The sequence below is a fragment of the Bradyrhizobium sp. B117 genome (assembly GCF_038969555.1).
Lineage (GTDB): Bacteria > Pseudomonadota > Alphaproteobacteria > Rhizobiales > Xanthobacteraceae > Bradyrhizobium.
Genome location: NZ_CP152414.1, coordinates 4,507,519 through 4,528,755 on the forward strand (window position 1 = coordinate 4,507,519; position 21,237 = coordinate 4,528,755).

Below are 21,237 nucleotides of genomic sequence, written 5' to 3' on the forward strand. Positions count from 1 at the left end.
GCCCGTGCAGTGGCCTTTGGCTTTGGTAGTTCACTGCGATCGATGCTGGCATCTGGATAAGCGCAGCCATGCCCGTGTGCACTCCCCGTTTCGTGTGCGCTACGTGTGCACTGTAAAATCAAGGCGAATACAAACGCGTGCAACTTCGGCTAATTCGGGGGCACGTGTTAATGTTTCAATCCGCTAAGAGGATCTCGTAAATCGTTGAAATGGCGGGACTCGTGCCTTTCTGTAGCTCCTATGATGGATTGGAGTGAGAGTTCTGGTTTTTCAGATGGTTAGAGGGCGGCGTGTGCGTGACGTGTGCGCCGGGAGACCAAGAAAAATCGCAATACGGCCAGTTTGAGCGGGCCTTGAAGTGGATAACTTCGCATCGGTTCGGTGGATGGGCTCGACAACAATTTTTGAGGGCAGGGATGAGAGACTTCAAGCCGATGTTCCACTCGCGATCAGTGGATCACCGCTCCTCCAAACTGCGATAGCCAAGAACATTGGACTGTCAGCAATTTCCGACAGTCCGCCTGAGGTTCGCGTGAACAGCTACGGTTGCGAGCTACGAATCGACCCGCCCAGACGTGGGACTATGTCCGACCCGAAGAGCGGGGCAGTGCAATTCGCAATTCGTCAAATCGCCCTAGTGACTGACCACCTGCGATTACGACCGATTAAGGTATGGCCGCCCTTGGGCCAATTCCAGATATCGCGCCAAATCGGGTCTCGGCAAGTCGATCCTGCACTCAACGCTCTTGAGCGCACTTACGACGCGTCACGACGATGTGAATCGCATAGCGAGCCGTGCAGGGGAGCGATCTGACGAGCAATTGCGGAGACGCGGGGCTCGGAGTTTGGCCTTGCTTGCGCTGAGAGCGGCCCTTTGCTTCCTGGCTACCAGCCGCGAATGATGAACCTTGGTCCGCCGTATCGGCGATTGTAGTAACCGGGGCCAGCGTAGTAGTTGTAGCCCCAGCCGGGGAAGTAGCTGGGGTCGTAGAAATAGCGCAGCACGTAGCGCGGTCCTCGGGTCCGCCAGCAGCGTCCATAATACTCGTTGCAGACCAGGCCGACCTGGTCGACGTTGGAGACTTCGGCGGAGCCGATCGTCGTCGCGCTGAGGGGGGCGGCGGAAGCGGCAGACGCGAGCAGCGCGGCACCGAATACGCCCGGCGCAATCGCCTTCATGGAGTTCTCCCTTCGGTTGGGCGGGCGGCGTTCCCCGACTCAACCCTGGTATCGAGCATCGAACGACTGCACGGATGGTGTTCGACTGTCTCTCGACGCTGACACAGGGCTGCTGGGAGCGGCGGATCAAAAGTTGAGCTGGAGCAGTCCGAACGCACCATGCGCGAGCTTACCCGTGCCGCCGACGTTCGTTGAATAGTCCCAGTTGGCGGAATATTCGACGGCGATTTTCAGCCCGTCCATCACCCACTCGCCGCCGGTGATGAACAGCCGGTGTTGTGGGACGAATCCGATTCGAGTCGGCACGCCGTTTTGCAGAATCATCACGCCAGCCATGTCCTTGCTGCCGGAATATCCCAACGAGATGAAATCACCCTGCGCGCCAATCTCCGTCACCCATGGATTCCAATCGAACTGGTAGGCAACCGAAGCCTGCCATGTCATCGGCGTCATGTTCCTCGGAATGCCGAGCCCATCGATGAACTGAGCTGACCGAAGAGCGGCGTTCACTTCGCCAACAACCGCGAACGGGCCAAAACTGGCTTTGACGCTCGCGGCCACTCCGGGAACGCGTCCGATCTCCGGCAGGAATGGCAGGTAGGACGCATGCAGGAATCTGCTTTCGAACACGGAGGTGTCATAGTCGACATGGAAATCAAGGGTCCACGGACAGATCAGCGACGTCGTCAACTGCTCATACGGCAAGCCACAATGGCCGCTCGTGCGGTAACCAAGTGTAGCGTTATAATCGTCAATCTTGGTGCGGCCGGGTATGATGCTGTCGCTGCCCCTGTACGTCATGACCGAGCCATAGAAGGGTGCCGGCTCGAGCGGGAGGGTCACCGGTAGCGGCTTGAACGGCCGCTGAGGAGGCGGAGTGTAGCCCATCCAGCGCGCGATCTGCTGAACTGCCGGTGCGACCACCAGCGGATTGACCTTGGGAACGACCACAGGCGCGGGCAGCGGTCGCAGAGGAGGGGTCGGCCAGGCGAATTCCAAACCTCCTGCCGTCTGGCGGTTTTCAAACACCTCGGTCGTCAGAGGGGTGCCGATCGAAAGGGTATCCAGACGTGCGACGCCGGTTGACGTACCGAAATGCAGCGTCTCGACCCCGAAGCGGGCAGCTATCGGGAATTGCATCAAGTCGCCGACCAGAATGTGAGTCCGATCAAGCGTGAAGCGATCAACGCCGATGCCGGGGACGCCAGGCACGACGGGTTGGTTCCCGGTCGGAAATATCGCGCCGGTGCCGCTGTCGAAATGAAGTACCAATGCGCCGGTCAGCCAGTCGCTCAGCTTGATATCGAAATCGAGTTCGGCTGTGCCCAACTGCAGGTTTTCCTGGGTGGGGCCGTTGAAATTGTTTGTGCGCGAGGCAATCCCTTCGACGACACCGCTAAGGGAGAGGTAGTTGTTGATCTTCGGTCCCGTCTTGTTGAGCGTGTCCGCGATAATCTGTCGCGTCGCGTTCTCCTGTGCTGCCCAGGCGATCTCCAGATCCGTCACGCGTGCTGCCATCGGCCGTTTCGCTCCGGCTTCCGACAAATCCGGAGCAGGCAGCACGGCGGCTGTTGCCTCCGCCGGCGGCGCCGGTTTCAGTGCCGTTGCAGCAGGTGCTGCCGCGGTTGCGACGGGTGTCGTGCGCTCACGCGGCGCTCTGCGCTTTGTCGTTGTCGCTCCTTCCAGCGCACTGAGACGCCCGGACAGCTTGCGGTTCTCCGCCTTCAGTTCCCCGAGCATGCGTCGGAGAATTGCGATCTCCTCGTTCTCCGCAGCGGCTGCATGAGAAGGGACAAACAAGGTGAGGCTGAAGAATACTGGCGCGCCGCCAACGATCAATCGGCACAAGGGCCGCCAACCGCCCATCGTCGACTCGACTGCTCTGATTGTCCTTACGTGCCGTCCGGATCCGGCAGCGAACTCATCTCGCTTACCCGAATTCATGCGCGGCCTCACTACTATCCCAGGCTGCATTTACCAAAACAGTCGGAGCAAATCGCTCACAACCATGTCGCGCACATCACCAAACTATCTCAGCCGGTGTTTTGTCCGTCAAGTCGACAACAGATAAGAGAAGAAGGCGTTAACGGAAGCTTCTGACCGGTGCTGGGAATAGCAGTCAGCTTGATGGCGAGTCACTCGAGCGCAAGCGAACTAATCAAGCGGAACGCACGGCACCCACCTCACAAAAATGGATATGCAACTTTCAGTCGTCGGTCGTTTGGGCAGAGGACATAATCCGATTGGGTAATGCTGCATACCCAATTGGGTAGTATCGCCTGACCGAATTGATGGGACTGCCATCTGACCGAATTGATAGGACTCCTATCCAGAAGTGCGCGCGTCAAAATGCCTCACAGGAACTGATCAACCAAACGCGGTAAAATGCTGGGACTCCAGCGCACGCCAGGATTTGTCGAGCCGCCAAAGCTGCAGCTCGATATAGCGTCGGGATTCGTGGGAACGGTGACTGCGTCTTTTCCTGCGAGCGAGAGAGTAGCCAGAAAAGGCTCAGGCAGTCGGACTGCATCTTACAACTAGAGTTTGATTGCAACCAGAGGTCAGAAGAGGGGGCGAAGATGTTGTGGCTCATTTCTTCTAGCGTTCGCTTGCGCACCCTCGTTGTAGCTGTCGCTGCGGGCCTGTTGATCCTTGGGGTCGTCAGCATCAGGGAGAAGTCGCTAGAGGTCATTCCCGAACTCGCGCTTCCCTCGCTCACGGTGAAGACGGAATCGCTTGGCCTCTCTAGCGCCGAAGTTGAATCGCTGATTACTGTGCCGCTGGAAGCGGACCTACTTAACGGCGTCCCCTGGCTTCAGCTCATCCAGTCGGAATCGATGGCGGGAATTTCGACCATCGAAATGATCTTCGCGCCTGGCACCGATCTGATGAAAGCGCGCCAGATGGTGCAGGAGCGACTGACGCAAGCGCACGCATTGCCGAACGTCTCCAGCCCACCGGTCATGCTGCAGCCGGTGTCCTCAACCAGCCGCGTCATGAACATCGGCCTGAGCTCGAAATCCGTGTCGTTGATCGACATGTCCATTCAGGCACGCTGGAACATTGCGCCGCGTCTCGCCGGCGTTCCCGGAGTCGCGAACGTTTCGATCTGGGGGCAGCGTGAGCGGCAGGTGCAGGTGCTTGTCGACGGGCGGAATCTGTTGAAGAGGGGCGTCAAGCTGGAGCAGGTGATCAAGACCACGGGCGAGGCGGTCTGGTCTTCGCCGCTGACCTACCTGAACTCATCCACGCCGGGTACCGGCGGCTTCATCGAAACGCCGAACCAGCGGCTCAGCATTCGTCACCAGCTACCGATCTCCACGGTAGGTACTTTCGCCAAGGTGCCGCTGAGCGGTACGACCGTGCGCGTCGGCGACGTGGCCTTTCTCGCTGAGGGCCATCAGGCGCTGATCGGGGATGCCATCATCGGCGACGGGCCGGGGTTGATGCTGGCCATCGAGAAGTTTCCCGGTTTCAACACATCGGACGTGACGCGCGGCGTCGAGCGCGCGCTGGACGAGCTGAAGCCAGGATTACCCGGCATCGAGATCAATACGACGATCTATCATCCTGCGAGCTTCATCGAACGCGCGACACGTAACCTGAGCAAGGCCGCAGCTATTTCGGTCGTGTTGGTCGCGGCCGCGCTAGGCCTTTTGATGCGGAGCTGGAGGAGTGCCGTCATCGCCATGGCCGCAATCTCGTTGTCGTTCATCTCGGCCGCGCTGCTGCTGCAAGCTGCCGGGATTTCGCTCAGCATGATGGTCATCGGCGGTCTCTTGATGGCTTCCGGCGTGGTGGTTCATGACGGCATTCTCGATGCCGACAATCTGTTGCGGAGACTACGCGCGGCTCGCGACGGGCAGTCGAATTTCATGGTCCTCGCCCGTGCGATGCTCGAAACGCGTCGGCCGATGGTCTATGCATCACTGATCGTCGTGCTCGCGGTGCTTCCCGTCCTGTTCATGCAGAGCCGGTCGGCGGCATTCTTTGCGCCGATGGCCTGGGCTTATATCGCCGCAGTATCGGTGTCGATGCTGGTGGCGCTAATCCTGACCCCTGCGCTGGCGGCGCTGCTTCTCGCCAACGCGACGCTAGATGCGAGGGTTGATGAACCGATCGATCGTTTGGCCGGAATCTTCGATCGGGTGGCCGGCCCCGTTACCCGCTGGCCGATCGCAGGCATCGGCGTCGGTGTCGCGGCGGCAATCGCATCCTTTGCGCTGATCACTCCGCTCGAACGAAACATGGTGCCGAGCTTCAAGGAGACCGATCTGCTCATCGAGTGGCAGGGGCCGCCAGGCACCTCGTTGCAGGCGATGATGCGATCGACCGAGGGCTTAATCCAAGACCTCAAGCAGATCCCGGGCGTGCAGAATGCCCACGCCAATCTCGGACGCGCGCTGCTCTGCAACTGCGAACGCGCAACCGACGTGAATACGGGGCACGTATGGGTCAACATCGATCCCAAGGCGCATTATGAAACCGTGGTCGATGCCGTGGAAGCCGCCGTCACAGCCTATCCCGGAATGCGCGGGCAGGTTGGGACATATCTGTCGACCAGGCTGCGCGAGGCGCTCACCGGGGATCCGGATTCCATCACCGTGCGGGTTTACGGCAAGAGCCTCGATGTCATTCGCGCCAAGGCCGAGGAGATCCGAGCGGCGATCGCCAAGATCTCCGGCATCGAAAACGCACGGGTCGAGCTGCAGGTCGAGGAACCCGCGATCGAGGTCAAGGTGGATGTCGATCGCGCGGCTGATTTCGGCTTGAAGCCTGGCGACGTCCGCAGGGCAACCTCCGCACTCGTCGGCGGCATCACCGTCGGCGCGCTGTTCGAGGAACAGAAGGTTTTCGACGTGGTGGTCTGGGGGCGCCCGGAACTGCGCGACAACATCGAAGACATCCGGAATCTGATGATCAACAGCGAGAACGGGTCTCAGGCTCGCCTCGATCAGGTCGCCGACGTCCGTGTCGCTCCGGCCACCAGTATCATCCGCCGCCAGGGGGCCTCGCGCCGTATCGACGTCCTGGCAAAGGTGGATGAGCGGGCGCTGGGCGATGTGGCAGATGAAGTCGCCAGAGCCGTCAAGCAGGTGGCGTTCCCGTTCGAGCATCGGGCCGAAGTATTGGGCGAATACAGGGAACAGCGAGCGAGCCTTCGTTCAATCTATGGCTACGTGGCGGCAGCGGCGATCGTGATGTTCCTGCTCATGCAGGCGGTGCTCCGCAGTTGGAAACTCAGTGCATTGTCGGTGCTCGGTGTGCCGATCGCCATGCTGGGCGGTGTGGCGATGATCCCGATCACCGAGGAGGGGACCTTCTCGCTCGGCTCGCTGTTGGGCCTGGTGGCGGTCCTTGCGCTGGCGGTGCGGCAGGGCATCGGTCTCGTCGCTCATCTCCAGCACCTGCAATTGGACGAGGGAGAGCCGTTCGGTGAAGCGCTGGTGCGTCGCGGTGTTCGCGAGCAGCTGCCGAGCATCATGGCGTCATCCATCGCGACGATCGTCCTGGTGCTTCCGTTTGCAATGATGGGCGACGTTGCAGGACTTGAAATCGCCCACCCCCTCGCGGTTGTCGTTTTGGGCGGCGTCGTCACGGCCACGCTTGGAACGCTGCTCGTGCTTCCGGCGCTCTACGTGCGGTTCGCCGCCGATTGGACCCGCGACCGGCTCGATCTCGATTTGGGGTCCGCGTCATGATCACCGAGCGGTTCATTTCGATTGCGATCAAGAGGGGGAGACCGGTCATGGCCCGCGTCAATGTATTGGCGATATCGGCGGCGGCGATGTCTGTTGCGATCCTTGCAACGTCCTTTGGCTGGGCTCTGGCCGCCGAAACCACGGACAAGGCGCCGGCGCGAGTAGAGGCCACGATTGACGCAAAGATCAAGAAGATAACGCTCACGCCGAAGGCGGCGGAACGGCTTGGTATCCTGATCGACGAGGTTCGCGCGGATCCGTCGGGGCGCCTGATCGTCCCCTATGCATCCGTTCTCTACGACCTCTCCGGAAAGACGTGGGTCTACATCAGCGCCGAGCCGCTGACCTTCGTTCGCGGACCGGTCGAGATCGACACCATCAAGGGCGACAACGTGTACCTGAGCGACGGGCCGCCGGTCGGCACCAAGGTGCTTGCGGCCGGAGTGCCGCAAGTGTTCGGGGCCGAGGCAAAGGTAGGTCACTAGTTTGGTTGTTCTCCCTAACGGCTGCGGCCCGATTGGGGTGTCTTGCGATGATGAAGCTGGTCATAGCATCCAGTCTGCGCTTTCGTTATCTGGTCCTCGCCCTCGGCGTGGTGCTGACCTGGTTTGGCCTGGCGCGCCTCAAGGACGTGGCGGTGGATGTATTCCCGGAATTCGCACCGCCACGCGTGGAGATCCAGACAATCTGCCTTGGACTCTCCTCCGCGGAGGTCGAGCAACTTGTCACCGTGCCGCTGGAAAATGCGCTGAACGGCGTTCCCGACATCGAAGTGATGCGTTCGAAGTCGGTGGGGCAATTGTCGTCGATCCTCTTGATCTTCAAATCCGGCGCCGACGAGATACGGGCGCGTCAACTGGTCAGCGAGCGGATGGCGCTTGCGTCCAAGGCCCTGCCGACGTGGGCGGCGCCGCCCTACATGATGCCGCCATTGTCCTCGACGAGCCGGATCATGAAAATCGGCATCACCTCGCAAGACAAGTCGGTCATGGACCTGTCGATGCTCGCCTATTGGACCATCCGGCAGCGGCTGCTCAGCGTTCCCGGAGTCGCGAACGTCGCGATCTGGGGCGAGCAGCTTAAGATGCTCCAGGTCATGGTCGATCCGAACCGGATGGCAGCGGCGGATGTCACGCTCGATCAAGTGCAGGAGGCAGTTTCCGATGCCCTTGACGTCGGCTTGTTGCGCTATTCCCGCGGCGCGCATATCGGCACCGGCGGCTTTGTCGAAACGCCCAATCAGCGCTTTCAACTGATCTTTGCCGCGTCCGGCGTTACACCCGAGACGCTCTCCAAGGTGCCAGTGACGACAAAGGACGGCAAACCGCTGTTGCTGAACGAGGTGGCCAACCTCGTCTATGCGCCGCAGGGGATGGTCGGCGATGCTGTCATCAATGATGGCCCGGGGTTGATGCTCATCGTCGAAAAATTCCCCTGGGGAAACACGCTCGCGGTCACCCGCGGCGTGGAAGAAGCGCTGGAAAAAATGAAGCCCGGTCTTCCGGGGGTTGAAATCGATACGACAATCTTCCGGCCCGCAACCTTCGTCGAGGACTCGATCGACAATCTGTCACGGGCGCTGTTGCTGAGCTGCCTGCTGGTTACGGGAATTATCGTCATCTTCCTTTACGAATGGCGGACCGCGATCGTATGCATCGTCGCCATTCCGCTGTCGCTGCTCGCAGCCGCACTGGTCCTGTTCATGTGGGGCGCGACCGTCAACACAATGACACTGGCCGGCTTCGTGATCGCGCTGGGAATCGTCGTCGATGATGCGATTCTCGATGTCGAGAATATCATGCGACGCCTGCGTCTTGCGCGACAGGCGGGCGATACGCGGAGCACGGCGCGCATTATTCTGGACGCTTCCCTCGAGGTGCGCGCGCCGATCGTCTCTGCGACCCTCATCGTGGTCGCCGCCGTGGTGCCCGTGTTGTTCATGCAGGGCCTGACCGGATCGTTCTTCAAGCCGCTGATTGGAGCCTATGTGCTCGCGATCGCGGCTTCGCTCATCGTGGCGATGACGGTGACACCGGCGCTTTGCCTGATCCTGCTGAACAATGCGCGGCTCGAAGGGCGCGAATCACCACTTGTCGTCTGGTTGCGGCGCCACTACCCGCCGTTGCTCGAACGCGTCACCCGAACGCCGCGTTTGGCCTTCATCGGCGTCGGTGTCGTGACCCTCGCGGGGATCGTCGTCTGGCCGTTGCTCGGGCACTCGCTGCTGCCGGCGTTCAAGGAGCGCGATTTTCTGATGCACTGGGTCACCTCGCCCGATACCTCGCTGCCCGAGATGTTGCGCATCACGACCCGGGCGAGCAAGGAGCTGCGTGCCATTCCGGGAGTGCGCAATTTCGGCGCCCATATCGGTCAGGCCTTCGCCGCCGACGAGGTCGTCGGCGTCAATTTCGGAGAGAACTGGATCAGCATCAGCAAGGATGCCGACTACGACAAGACGCATGCCAAGATCGACGAAATGGTGGAGGGCTACCTCTACCGCGATGTGCAGACCTATCTGAAGGAGCGCATTCGCGAGGTCCTGACCGGTGCAGGCGAAGCGATCGTCGTTCGCATATTCGGCCCGGATCTCGACGTTCTCAGGGACAAGGCGGAGGAGGTCCGCGCGGCACTCGCTGATGTTCCCAACCTCGTCAACCTGCACAAGGAGCTGATCGTCGAGGTGCCGCACATCCAGGTGACACTGAGGCTGGACGAGGCGCAGCGTTACGGTCTGAAGCCGGGTGATGCCCGGCGCGCCTCCGCGACCCTGATGGCTGGTGAGGAGGTCGGTGACATCTTCCTCGAGGGGCGCACCTATGACGTTCAGGTGTGGACTGCGCCGGAATTCCGCCGCAGCGTTGACTCGGTCCGCGGGATGCTGATCAACACGCCGACCGGCCGGCGCGTCCGGCTGGCGGATGTAGCCGACGTCAGCATCAAGCCGACGCCAAATGTCATCAGACGCGAGGCAAGCTCCCGCCGGATTGACGTGGAGGCGAATGTGCGTGGCCGCGACCTCGCTGCGGTCGCCCAGGACGTGCAATCGCGGCTGGAGAAGTTGTCGTTCCCGCTCGGCTACCACGCGGTGCTGCAAGGCGAATATCAGGAATTGCGCGCCGCCCGCACGCGGCTCGAAATGCTTGGTGTGCTGGCGCTCGCCGTCATATTCGTGCTTCTGCAGCAGACTTTTGGCAGCTGGCGGCTGGCAACGCTCAGTTTCCTCACGCTTCCTTCGGCGCTGGTGGGGGGCGTCCTGGCGGCGTGGCTCGCAGGTGGAATCGTTTCACTCGGCTCGTTGATCGGCTTCCTGACGGTGCTCGGCATCGCCGCCCGCAACGGGATCATCATGATCAATCACTTCCAGCACCTGGAAGGCTATGAGGGAGCGGCGTTCGGTCTGGACCTCGTGCTTCGCGGGGCGAACGAGCGGTTGCGTCCGATCCTGATGACAACAGGGGCCGCCGGACTTGCGATCCTGCCGCTGATCATTTTCGGCAATTTACCCGGCCACGAGATCGAGTATCCGATGGCAGTGGTCATCATGGGCGGCCTTGTGACGTCGACGCTGCTCAATCTGTTCATCTTGCCTGCGCTCTATCTGCGTTTCGGCCGTGGCACGGTCGGGCCGACGATCAATCCGATCGGTTTAGAACCGGTATCCGGGAGAGTCTGATGGTCGAGCATGGGACCAGATTGCATCGCGAATCCCTAGCCGTCGTTATGGCTCTCGCTTGTCTCGCGCCGTCCGGCGGCAACGCCTTGGCACAGAGCGGCCAGTTTGAGCAGCTCTCCGTCTATATCGAGCGCAACGTGCAGGACAGGGACGCCGAGATCAGGTTCGAGGTAACGGGCGCCAGCGAGGGGCTCACGGCGCTGACGGTTTCGGGGCCCGGCGAGCGAAAGGTCGTGGACGTCAAGACGCCCGACTCGAAGCTGGGCATTCGCAAGCTGACGATCGAATCGCCGGAACCTGCAGATGACCGCATCGTCAAGGCCGACTTCCCGGCGGGCGCATACCGTTTTGAAGGAAGCACGGGCAAGGGCGCACGCCTGCGCGGCGAAGCGCGGCTGAGCCACGATTTCCCGGAGCCAGCCGCGTTCGAACATCCACGGTCCGGCCAGAAGGACGTTCCCGCCACCGACCTGACTTTGCGCTGGTCCGTGCCGAAAGGGATCGAGTCGTGCGTCATCGTTATCGAGCAGAACGGCTCTCCCTACGAGATCCGGGCCCTGGTGCCGGCGTCAACCAAGACCTTCGCGGTACCCAAGGGCTTCCTGCGGGCCGGCCAAGCTTACACGCTCGCGATCGGGACGGTCGCGAAAGATGGCAACCGCTCCTTCATCGAAACCGACTTCACCACCGCGAGGGAGCGATGAGTGTACTCGATCGGTCATCATCAGATCGGCCTGCGACCAACCGGCGATGTCTTGAGGCCGGCTTCCGCAATTCAGGACGGCAGACGGACCTGCCCATGCCTGGGAGCGTCGCGATGGTGGACGTACAGAAAAAGCAAGCGGACCGGAGGTTTCGTTCATTCGTCCGCTTGCGTGCGGCGCTCATAGCTGCAGTCGTCTTGTCGGCGGCCGCAGTTGTGCCTGGCGGCGGCGCGTGCGCAGCCGAAATCAAGGACGCGCCGCGCTGGACCAAGGGCAGCGACTTCTCCTCGCTGAAAGACTGGAACCTAAAAGCCGACCAGATCGTCCCGCACGGCGTCAATCCGCTCTATTACCCGATCACGCCGGGCCACAAGCATGCGCTAGAGCGGCGCGATCACCCCGACGGCAGGTTTCGCAAGGAGACCGTGGTGCTGAACACCACGGAGGATTTCGACATTCGCGGCATCGGCAAATTCAAGACGGCGGTGGTTCAGGAAGAGGAATATCTCGACGGAGTCCTGACTCAGCGCACGCTCTACTGGATCGCCGTCGACAAGGCCACCAACAACGTTTTCTCGTTCGGCGAGGTGAGCTGGAAAATCGAGGATGGCAAACCGAGCTTCACGGGCACGTGGCGGGCCGGCGACCCCGACGGCGACGGCGTCGCTGAACCAGGGCTGTTGATGCCGGGCACCTTCAAGGTCGGCGAGCGCTACATTTACGCCGGCAGCAAGAGCACGTCCTATGGTGGCACCGAGAACATGGAAGACGGCCTTCAGGCAACGATCCCCGCAGGGACGTTCAAGGGCTGCGTTCGGGTTCGCGAGCAGGATTTGATCGACCTGAAGGACATCAACGACAAGATCTGGTGTCCGGACGTTGGCCTTGTGAGCGATACGTCCGACGGCAAGCTCGTCGTCTCCAACGCGCTACCATCCAGCAATCCAGCCTCCAACGTTTCAAGCATTGGGAAGCTGCGCGACAAACCCGCAAAGCAAAAGTCGGCGGCGGCCAAGGTTTCGATTGCTGACGCCAAGAGGATTGCGCTTCAGCGAATGCCTGGAAAAGTCACCGACGTAACCATCGAGAAGAAGCGGGGCAGGAACGTTTACGTCGTCGAGATCCAGACCGGTAGTGGCGAGGTCGACGTCTTCGTTGACACCCAGACCGGGGAGGTCGTTGGAACAGACTAACATAATGGACTGAACGTGGAGACAGGCCAGTCGAGTTGGAAGACCGCATGAGGAAGATCGGTCGCGGCAGCGCACCGGCGCTTTCTGTCCGTCAGCCACGCGAAGTTCAAGACTTCCGCAACCTTGGGCGACGCTTCGCCAGATCGCCGCCCGCAACTGGAGGGCCTCGAGATGTTCGACATGAAGAGTTTTGATCGACAGCTGAAGATGGAAGGCCGGCCATCTGTTCGGCTGATGAGGTGGCGTGCCGCACTCATGGCGGTCACTTTTCTGACGGCGGTCGGGTTCACGCTCGGCGGCGCTGCGGTCGCGGGTGAGATCAAGGATCCGCCCCGCTGGAAGCATGCCAGAGATTATTCATCACTGAGGGATTGGAATCTGAAAGGCGAGAATATCGTCCCACAGGGGATCAACCCGCTTTATTACCCGATCGTGCCGGGCCACAAGCATGTGCATGAGCGGCCCGATCATCCCGACGGCAAGTATCGCAAGGAAACGGTGGTCCTCGATGACACCGAGGATTTCGACATTCCCGGTATTGGAAAATTCAGGACCGCGGTCGTGCAGGAAGAGGAATATCTCGATGGGGTCCTGACGCAGCGCGCGCTCAACTGGTTCGCCGTCGATAAGACCACCAACAGCGTTTATGCCTTCGGCGAGGTGAGTTGGGAGATCAATGAGGAAGGCAAGCCGGTTTTCGCCGGCACCTGGCGGGCGGGCGAATTCGACGGCGACAGCGTCGCCGAACCGGGCTTGTTGATGCCCGGCACATTCACGATCGGCGGGCGCTATCTATTCGACGGGGGCCGCGTGAACTCTGGCGGCTCCGAGAACATAGAAGCCGGCATCGAAATGACGGTTCCGGCTGGCACGTTCAAGAACTGTGTCCGGGTTCGCGAGCAGGGTCTGCGCGAACTCAACGACATCACCGACAAGATCTGGTGTCCGGTGGTTGGGGTGGTGTTCGACACCTCCGACGGCAAGCTCATCGTTTCCAACGCTCTGCCCAAGGAAAATCCAGCCTCAGACGTCTCAAGCGTCGGGACGTTACGCGACAAGCCGCTAAAGTATACGCCGCCCGTGGCGAAGGTCACCGGAGCGGAGGCAACGAAGATCGCGCTCGAGCGGATCCCTGGCAAGGTCACCGAGGTGAAGATCGAGCGAAAGAAAGGCAAGAATGTCTACGTGGTGGAGATCCAGACCCCGAACCAGGGTGAGAAGGATGTCTTCGTCGACATCGAGTCGGGAAATATCGTTGGAACGGACTGAGGAAGCGACGGCACGAGGGCGATCTGAATGGACTGTCTTTCGACTGCGATCCACGATTCTTCACTCCTGAGTGACGAAATCGTGGATCGCGTGCCCACCCTCTGGTGGCTGCGGAGAGATGCTGCCGCGATCCTGCCAGGATTACCTGACGAGGTAATGCCATGAAGAGAGCAATCTGCACGGGACTGTTCACCGTTCTTTTCGCTCCAGTGATCGCCGCCGCGGCAGAAGCCCCGAAGGGTCTCGGCACCGAGGAGTTCGGGCTGTCGCCACGCGAGCTGGTTCAGGCAATCGAGAAGACCGAGGAAATCATCGCGCGCTGCATGAGCGAACAGGGCTTCAAGTATATTGCTGCTGATGTCGACACGGTGCGAGCTGGCATGTCGGCGGACAAGAGCCTTCCCGGCCTCAGCGAGGAGGAGTTCGTCAATCGCTATGGATTTGGCGTATCCACCTTCTACACCGGTCTGCCGCCTCAATTGTCGACCGGCTACAGCCCCGCTCGCGTCGGTCTGGGCGAACGCAATGTGCAGATTTTCCGTAAACTTTCACCGGCGGATCAGGCCGCCTATAATCGCGCCTTGTTCGGGGACGACGTATCCAGCACCTTCGCGGTCGCGCTCGAGATCGAAGACCTGTCGCGCACCGGCGGCTGCACACGCAAGGCTGTTGCCGAAACGTTCAAACCCGATCAACTGAAGGCGAGCCACTACAATCCCCAGGACGCACTCATCAACAAGGATTCGCGCATGAAGGCCGCGCTTGGCTATTGGCAGCGCGAGATGAAGAAGGTCGGTTTTGAATATGGCCATCCCGATGAAATTGAACCCGACCTGCGCAATCGGCTTAACGCACTAACCGAGGGCGGCAAGCTCTTGGTTGACAAGATGTCGGCGGACCAGAAAGCCGCGCTGCGAAAACTACAGGATTTCGAGCGAAGCGTGGCGGCAAAGGCCTTCAAAATGTCAGAGGAGGTGTTGAAGCCGGTCGAGGAGCGGATCCAGGAGGAAATGTTCTCCCGGAAAGTCCAATGAGATCGATCGTTACATCAATTTATCGGTCTTTCCCGGATCGGTTGCTGCGGGTACTCTTCTTCCGTGGCCGGGAATCGCAGCGAAGGCCAACGTATTGCTCGAGCGAGCATGGCCGGTGCGACCCCCATAAATAGTTGGGAGGATCTGGCATGGTCGCGAGCCGGGTAAATGTTCTCTGGGGCATCTTGGGCCTTGTCGGCGGCACGGCGCTCGGCGCCTGGTACATGGGCTCCAGGATCCAGTCGCCGGCAGAGATGGCCGCGCGAACCGCACCACCGGAGCCATCCCCGATCCTTGTGCCCGTCGAATCGCGCGTCCTGAGTTCCGATGTCGTCACGCGCGGGACCGTTCGCTTCGGCCTCCCGCAGCCGATTTCGATTGCGCCTTCCACTGTTAAGGGCGGGGCCGGACTGATCTCGTCGCTGCCGCGGCCAAATGCGCAGTTCAAGGAAGGCGACGTGATCATGTCAGCGTCCGGCCGTCCGGTCCTTGTCCTGCGTGGCGCCGCGCCGGCCTTCCGCGACATGTCGCCGGGAACGAGCGGGAGCGACGTGCAGCAGCTCGAGGAGGCGTTGGCCCGGCTCGGCTTCGATCCGGGACCAGTCGACGGCAACTACGATCAAAAGACGTCCCTTGCGGTTGAGCGCATGTATCAAAAGGCCGGGTGGGATGCGTTCGGACCAACACGCGAACAGCGCGCCGCAATCGCCACGCTTGAGCGAGACTGGTCGGATGCCGCGAGAAGCCGGCTCGCTGCGGAGACCGCGCGTGACACGGCCGTCAAGGCGGTGGCCGCCGCGCGCGCGATCGCGGAGCAGAACATTCGCCAGGCCACGATCGATAGCGCCTTGCGTTTCGGTACCGGCCGGCAGCTGGCAGACGCACGAACCGGCAAATCCCTCTTGGTTGAAACCGAGCGTGCGCGGGGCACATATTCGGCCGCCATGGCCGACGCCGATATTAAGACGCAGATGGCCGACCGCGCCTTGGTCGTCCTCGATCCGCGCCAGACGGAGATGACCAAGGCGGCAGCCGAGGCCAAGCTGAGAGTGGCGCGAAGCGCGCAACGCAAGGCACGGGTAGAAGCCGAACTTGCGATTGGGAATGCGACGCGCGAGGCCGGCCTGGCCAGCGAGCGGATCAAGGCCGCCGAGGGCGCCGTGAAAGCGGCGAGCTTGGAGGGCGAGCGCAGCGTGCGCGCGGCGCAGGAACAACAGACGCTCGCCGAATTCGACGTCAAGGTTGCAACCGAACGATACGAGCGTCTGGATCGCGAGCTCGCGGCGGCGAGGGCAAAGCTCGGCGTCCAGGTGCCGGCGGACGAGGTCGTGTTCATCCCGTCGTTGCCTATCCGCGTTCACGAGGTGACCGCTTCCGTTGCCGGCAATGCTACCGGGCCGGTGATGAGTGTGACGGACAACGAGCTGAGCATCGACTCGCAATTGGCGATCGAGGCCGCGCCGCTCGTGAAGCCAGGAATGAAAGTCGCCGTCGATGAGCAGGCGCTTGGCATCAAGGCGAACGGTATCGTTGAGACGGTGGCGAACACGCCAGGCACGCGCGGTGTGGATGGCTATCACTTCTATCTCGGCGTCAAGGTGGAGAGTACGCCGGTAGCCCTGGCAGGTTTCTCCGTTCGCCTTTCAATCCCGATCGAAACCACCAAGGGCCCGGTTATCGCTGTGCCGACGAGCGCGGTGTCGCTTGCCGCCGACGGAACATCGCGCGTGCTGGTTGATCGCGGCGGCCGCCAGGAATACGTCACTGTGCAACCGGGACTTTCCACGGGTGGTTATGTCGAGGTCAACGCGCCCGATGGGCGGCTCGCCCCAGGTCAGATGGTGGTGGTGGGCTACAAGACGGCGGAGCCAACGGCGATGAAATGACGCCTTCCGCAACCATACGTCGAGAGTTGCCAGTCGAGACGGTTGCCGCCGGTCCCAATCATGTGCTCGAGCTGCGTAGGGTGTGCAGGCAATTCGGGACCGATCCCGCCGTTAATGCGTTGGTTGATGTCGATCTCGTGGTGCGGCGCGGCGAATGGCTATCGATCACCGGGCCATCAGGCTCAGGGAAATCGACACTTTTGAATATGCTGGGTTGTCTTGACCGGCCAACCAGCGGAGAGTTCCTTCTTGATGGTGTAGAAACAACGAAGCTGAGCGAGAATGAGCGGGCCGGATTGCGCAGCCGGCGCATCGGATTCATCTTCCAGTCATTTCATCTCCTGCCATATCGCACCGTCCTCGAGAATGTCATGCTGGCGGAAGTCTATCGTCGCCGGACCGGACAGGGGCGGCGCGAGCGGGCGCTGGCGGAAATTCGCCGCGTCGGCCTCGCCCATCGGGCGGAGTTTCTGCCTTCCAAATTGTCGGGCGGCGAACGGCAGCGGGTGGCGATCGCCCGGGCCCTGATGGGCTCACCGAGCCTGCTGCTGTGTGATGAACCGACAGGCAATCTCGATTCCAAGAACACCGAGTCGATCCTCGACTTCTTCACCGAGTTGAACAAGGAGGGAATGACGATCGTCGTCGTCACGCACGACGAAAACGTGGCGGGCCGCGCCTCACGGCGGGTCAATATGAAGGATGGCGAACTCCTTGGCGGAGGCGAGCCCGCATTATCAACCCCATCCAAGAAACGTATCGTGGCTTCGGGGATCACGACGCGCGACCTTATCACCGAGTCGATCGCCGGGGCGATCGCGCGACCGGCCCGCATGGCGCTTACTGTGCTTGGCATCGTGATCGGCATGTCGGCTTTGGTCGCAACCGTCGGTCTCACCCGAACCGCCGGCAATCGCATCATCAGCCAGTTTGATCAACTCGCAGCCACAGAGCTCTTCATCTCGGCACGGCCGGGCGGCGCCACCGGCACGATTGATCCGCGTGCAATTCCGTGGGACGCGCCGGAACGGCTCGTTCGGCTTAACGGTGTGGTGGCCGCGGGCCTGCTGAGTGACGTCAATGTCCACGACGCGCTCGTCAGCGCGTCGCCGGTCGTGGATCCGGCAAACCAGACAGCCATCAGGCTGGCGGTGCGCGCTGCCTCGCCCGATCTGCTCCGTGCCGTGCGCGGCGAACTCGCCTCTGGACGGTTTCTGGACGACGGGCATTCTGTCCGCGCCGACCGCGTCGCGGTGCTTGGTCCCGATGCCGCGCGCCGCCTGGGCATCGGCGGGGTCGAGCGGCTGCCCGCGATCTATGTCGGCGATGAACTTTACCTCGTCATCGGCATCCTCCGCGATGTCGTGCGCAAGCCCGAACTGCTCGGTTCGGTCATCATTCCCGAAGGCACGGCGCGACGGTATTTTGGCCTTTTCGGGCCCGGCCTCGTTGTCGTGGAGACGAAGATCGGCGCCGCCTCACTGATTGCGCTACAGGCGCGAGCTGCTCTGCGGCCGGATGACCCACGCACGCTTCGGGTGCAACTGCCGCAGGAGCCGCGACGCGTGCGCGATGACGTGCAGACCGACCTCAATGTCATGTTCCTGCTGTTGGGTGGCCTGTCGCTGGTGGTCGGCGCGCTCGGGATTGCAAATATTACGCTGGTGGGCGTGATGGAGCGGACGGCGGAGATCGGATTGCGCCGCGCCATTGGGGCGACGCGCCGACATATCGCGGCACAGTTCCTTGTTGAGAGCGCGTCCATGGGGATTGTGGGAGGACTGCTCGGATCCAGCATCGGCGTCATGATCGTCGTCGGCGTCTCGGCGTACCAGGTCTGGACACCGGTGCTCGATCCGGTCGCTCCTCTGCTCGCGCCCGTTGTCGGCGGCGTGATTGGCCTCTTGTCCGGAGTCTACCCGGCCTCGCGAGCAGCTGCGCTGGAGCCGGCCGACGCGCTCCGCGTCTAGTTCAGACATCCAGGAGGAGTTTGGCGCGCGTCCGTGTCCGAGTTTGCAGCCCGCTCGAAGATGCCGAACGCGCAGAAGAAGTCATTGAAGGCGGTGCGCGGCTTCCATCCGGCTTGCCATCTCGGAGGGAAAGTTAGCGATTGATCCGACCGACGGCATCAGGCCGACAAAGGGCGGCATCACATGACGTGGGGGCCGCAGATGGCGCTGTACCGCGGAGTAGTCGCTCAGACCGTAGGTTCGTAGGGGGAGAACACGAAAACTCCAAGAACATCAATAGAGTTGACAGGACACCCCTTCCGGCAGGGCATCAACAGGATCAATTGCTTAGCCCTGGGATATGATCTTCGGCCGGTGACGGCGCGGGGAAGAGATCAGTCGGGGGGCCTAACAAAATCCGGCTTCGGCAACTGCTCGTCCCGTGACACGTCGGGCTGGCCGGAAAAACAGCTTGTGCCCCGGTCGAACTGGCCTCATCGGCGGTTCATTGTCTGTGCCAAACAGGTCTCGCAGTCTTTGGCCTGCTCGTTCATCTCGATCTAGCAATGGCGGACCGAACTCAACGACGCAGCACCCTGCCTGGGTCAAAGTGCGACTTATCGGGAGGGCAGCTCTGGGCGCAAAGCGGACGATCGTTGATCAGCATCGATCTTCTTGGCTGCGGTTAGCTCAAACTTGCCCATGATGGACGGGACGGACAACCGAGTTTGCTGAGTCACTTCAGTGTGTTGCGCGAGCGCCTGCTGCTCTCGTAGCAGAATCGTAGCGAACGCATTCGCGCATTTTGGTGATGGCTTCGAACCATCTCTGATCGCGCAAACATAAGCACGCGCACCTTACGAAGAAGAAAGGAGTGAAGGCCCACTCAACGCTGCGTACATCAAGCCTCTGTCAAGAATGATTGGCACTCATCGGCAATCCGGTCGCCACGGGGCATGACAGACCGAGCAATCAACACGAGCTGTCCGAGTTCGACTGAGCTGTCTGACCAATAGGCCTTGTCGACATGTAACAAGGCGCACAGTAGATCACCGGGATAGAAGTCCGCTTCCAGCAGCGGCTCGTTTGAAACCAACTGAAGTGCTCTCGGAACCAACGTTCTTAAGCCGATTTGCTGTCCAATCATCAAACGCAAGTCGCTCACGGTGAAGTCCTTCAACGGCGTTCGACGCAAACGCAGACACCTCGCAACCGTGCCCGTCGGACCCGTTTCAGGCTCTCACCAATCCTGTCCGCCAATCTGCTCCAGTGTTCGAGGTTCACTAAGCATCGCGTTCTCCACGATTCCAAACATTGTAGACAACTGCGGGGAGCGGGCGGCCCAAAAATTTGCATTCGTTATCTTAGGGGCATCCTTTGCGCTTGATTTGCAACGAATCGCAAGGCCCGTCGCGGGAGCCGGTCCGGTAGCAAATTTGGTAGCAACGTGCGGGCCAGAACTGGCTAAATAATCGAACCATCTCTAAAAAACCCAACGAAATCAGTATAGATACGTTGTCGCGCCTTCGCGGGACTGGACCGACAGAGAGTTGTAAGTGATTGAAAATAATTGGAAATTTAGCTGTGCCCCGATGATGGATTGGAGCGAGAGCTCAGTTCTTTCAATCGGTTAGAAGGCGGCGTGTGCACGACGTGTGCACCGGGAGATCAAGAAAAATCTTGTGAAAGCCAATGTGAGCAGGGCTCCCAAGCTGACGGAGCGTGTCTGATCGGCAGAGGTCATGGGCACTCGCGCGAGTGAGGGCGCCGTGCCAAAGCGGAGGTTCGCGACGGGGTGAAGTGGCGTCGTCTAGCTAAAGCGATCCGGAGAGGTCCGATTCTGTAGCGACAAGTGTGTATCAGCCCGCCTCAGAGATTTGCCCCAACTTGAAGATCGTGCCGCGGCAAAGCGTCGTGGCCGATCGACGTGTTTGCGTGAATAGCTACAGTGATAAGCTACAGATTGGCCCGCGCGGCGAGCAGGCGTGAAGGGCAGGGCACTTCGCCATCCGTCAAATCACAAGAGCTGATCGCTTTCTATAGCATCCAATCTATCGTGACCTTGTCGGCTCTCGGCGTGGAGCGGACCTTCGAAAGGCGACGGACTTCTCGAACGGGCCACTTCCGGACGCGCGCAATGCAACAAGAAAGCCTATGCGGTCCTCACTGGTGCGGTGGGCGCCAGCGCCGCCACGGCATCCGCTATTCCCGCCGCATCTGCCTAGGTAACCATGTGACCGGCATCCTCGACCAGATGAAGCAGGGAGCGGGGCAACACGGCGTGGAGGCGGCGCGACTGGTCGGCCTCGATGAGCCGGTCAGCCTTTCCATGCACGATCCTAACTGGACACCGGATACCCCGATATTGAAGCTGCAACTGCACAGCAGCTGGAATAAGGAACGCACTCTCCTCGGCGGCCGCCCTCAACTGCTTGGGTCGGAGAGCCAACGAGATCGGAAATTCGTTCTTGAATTCCGGTGGGATGGCGCGCGGCGCGAACAAGGTGCGCATCAGCTTCGGCATAATGGCCCACGATATGATCGGCGAGATAGTGTAGCGCATCAGATCGCCGAGCAGCGGCAGTACCGGAGCTGACACGAGCCAAAAGTCCGTCCGAGCGGTTGGAAAATAGTAGCCGGACACCTTG

The 21,237-nt window shown here is 61.0% G+C and carries 13 protein-coding genes; 9 read left to right on the top strand and 4 right to left on the bottom strand.

Annotated features, from left to right (window positions below):
• Nucleotides 1–885: 885 nt before the first annotated feature.
• Entirely contained in the window at nucleotides 886–1,179 is a 294-nt protein-coding gene (locus tag AAFG16_RS22190; RefSeq protein WP_342740535.1) for a hypothetical protein, read from the bottom strand.
• Between the two features lie 126 nt (nucleotides 1,180–1,305).
• Nucleotides 1,306–3,045, bottom strand: coding sequence for a hypothetical protein (locus AAFG16_RS22195; RefSeq protein WP_342740536.1), 1,740 nt, complete (start codon nucleotides 3,043–3,045; stop codon nucleotides 1,306–1,308).
• 713 nt (nucleotides 3,046–3,758) lie between these two features.
• Here AAFG16_RS22195 and AAFG16_RS22200 point away from each other — a divergent pair.
• The 9 genes from AAFG16_RS22200 (at nucleotide 3,759) to AAFG16_RS22240 (ending at nucleotide 18,610) form a co-directional block, all read left to right on the top strand.
• Nucleotides 3,759–6,881: an efflux RND transporter permease subunit gene (locus AAFG16_RS22200; RefSeq protein WP_342740537.1), complete on the top strand. Its 3,123-nt coding sequence runs from the start codon at nucleotides 3,759–3,761 to the stop codon at nucleotides 6,879–6,881.
• 47 nt (nucleotides 6,882–6,928) lie between these two features.
• Nucleotides 6,929–7,366 carry a hypothetical protein gene (locus AAFG16_RS22205; protein ID WP_342740538.1) on the top strand — a complete coding sequence of 146 codons (438 nt, stop codon included), beginning with the start codon at nucleotides 6,929–6,931 and terminating at the stop codon, nucleotides 7,364–7,366.
• A 50-nt stretch (nucleotides 7,367–7,416) separates the two neighbouring features.
• Entirely contained in the window at nucleotides 7,417–10,554 is a 3,138-nt protein-coding gene (locus AAFG16_RS22210) for an efflux RND transporter permease subunit (protein ID WP_342740951.1), read from the top strand.
• Nucleotides 10,554–11,258: a hypothetical protein gene (locus AAFG16_RS22215; RefSeq protein WP_342740539.1), complete on the top strand. Its 705-nt coding sequence runs from the start codon at nucleotides 10,554–10,556 to the stop codon at nucleotides 11,256–11,258. The genes AAFG16_RS22210 and AAFG16_RS22215 overlap by 1 nt, the downstream gene beginning before the upstream one ends.
• Nucleotides 11,259–11,455: 197 nt before the next feature.
• A complete protein-coding gene (locus AAFG16_RS22220; RefSeq protein ID WP_342740540.1) occupies nucleotides 11,456–12,451 on the top strand; it encodes a PepSY domain-containing protein in 996 nt (331 codons plus the stop codon).
• Nucleotides 12,452–12,622: 171 nt separating this feature from the next.
• Nucleotides 12,623–13,720, top strand: coding sequence for a PepSY domain-containing protein (locus AAFG16_RS22225; protein ID WP_342740541.1), 1,098 nt, complete (start codon nucleotides 12,623–12,625; stop codon nucleotides 13,718–13,720).
• A 161-nt stretch (nucleotides 13,721–13,881) separates the two neighbouring features.
• Complete coding sequence (locus tag AAFG16_RS22230) at nucleotides 13,882–14,754, top strand: hypothetical protein (protein ID WP_342740542.1); 873 nt, start codon at nucleotides 13,882–13,884, stop codon at nucleotides 14,752–14,754.
• A gap of 149 nt (nucleotides 14,755–14,903) precedes the next feature.
• Nucleotides 14,904–16,640 (top strand): peptidoglycan-binding protein, encoded by a 1,737-nt coding sequence (locus AAFG16_RS22235; RefSeq protein ID WP_342740543.1) that lies wholly within the window; start codon nucleotides 14,904–14,906, stop codon nucleotides 16,638–16,640.
• Nucleotides 16,637–18,610 carry an ATP-binding cassette domain-containing protein gene (locus AAFG16_RS22240; RefSeq protein ID WP_342740544.1) on the top strand — a complete coding sequence of 658 codons (1,974 nt, stop codon included), beginning with the start codon at nucleotides 16,637–16,639 and terminating at the stop codon, nucleotides 18,608–18,610. The genes AAFG16_RS22235 and AAFG16_RS22240 overlap by 4 nt, the downstream gene beginning before the upstream one ends.
• Before the next feature lie 880 nt (nucleotides 18,611–19,490).
• Here the strand turns inward: AAFG16_RS22240 and AAFG16_RS22245 are convergent.
• Nucleotides 19,491–19,769 carry a contact-dependent growth inhibition system immunity protein gene (locus AAFG16_RS22245; RefSeq protein WP_342740545.1) on the bottom strand — a complete coding sequence of 93 codons (279 nt, stop codon included), beginning with the start codon at nucleotides 19,767–19,769 and terminating at the stop codon, nucleotides 19,491–19,493.
• Nucleotides 19,770–20,810: 1,041 nt separating this feature from the next.
• Nucleotides 20,811–21,233: an alpha/beta hydrolase gene (locus AAFG16_RS22250; protein WP_342740546.1), complete on the bottom strand. Its 423-nt coding sequence runs from the start codon at nucleotides 21,231–21,233 to the stop codon at nucleotides 20,811–20,813.
• Nucleotides 21,234–21,237 lie beyond the last annotated feature (4 nt).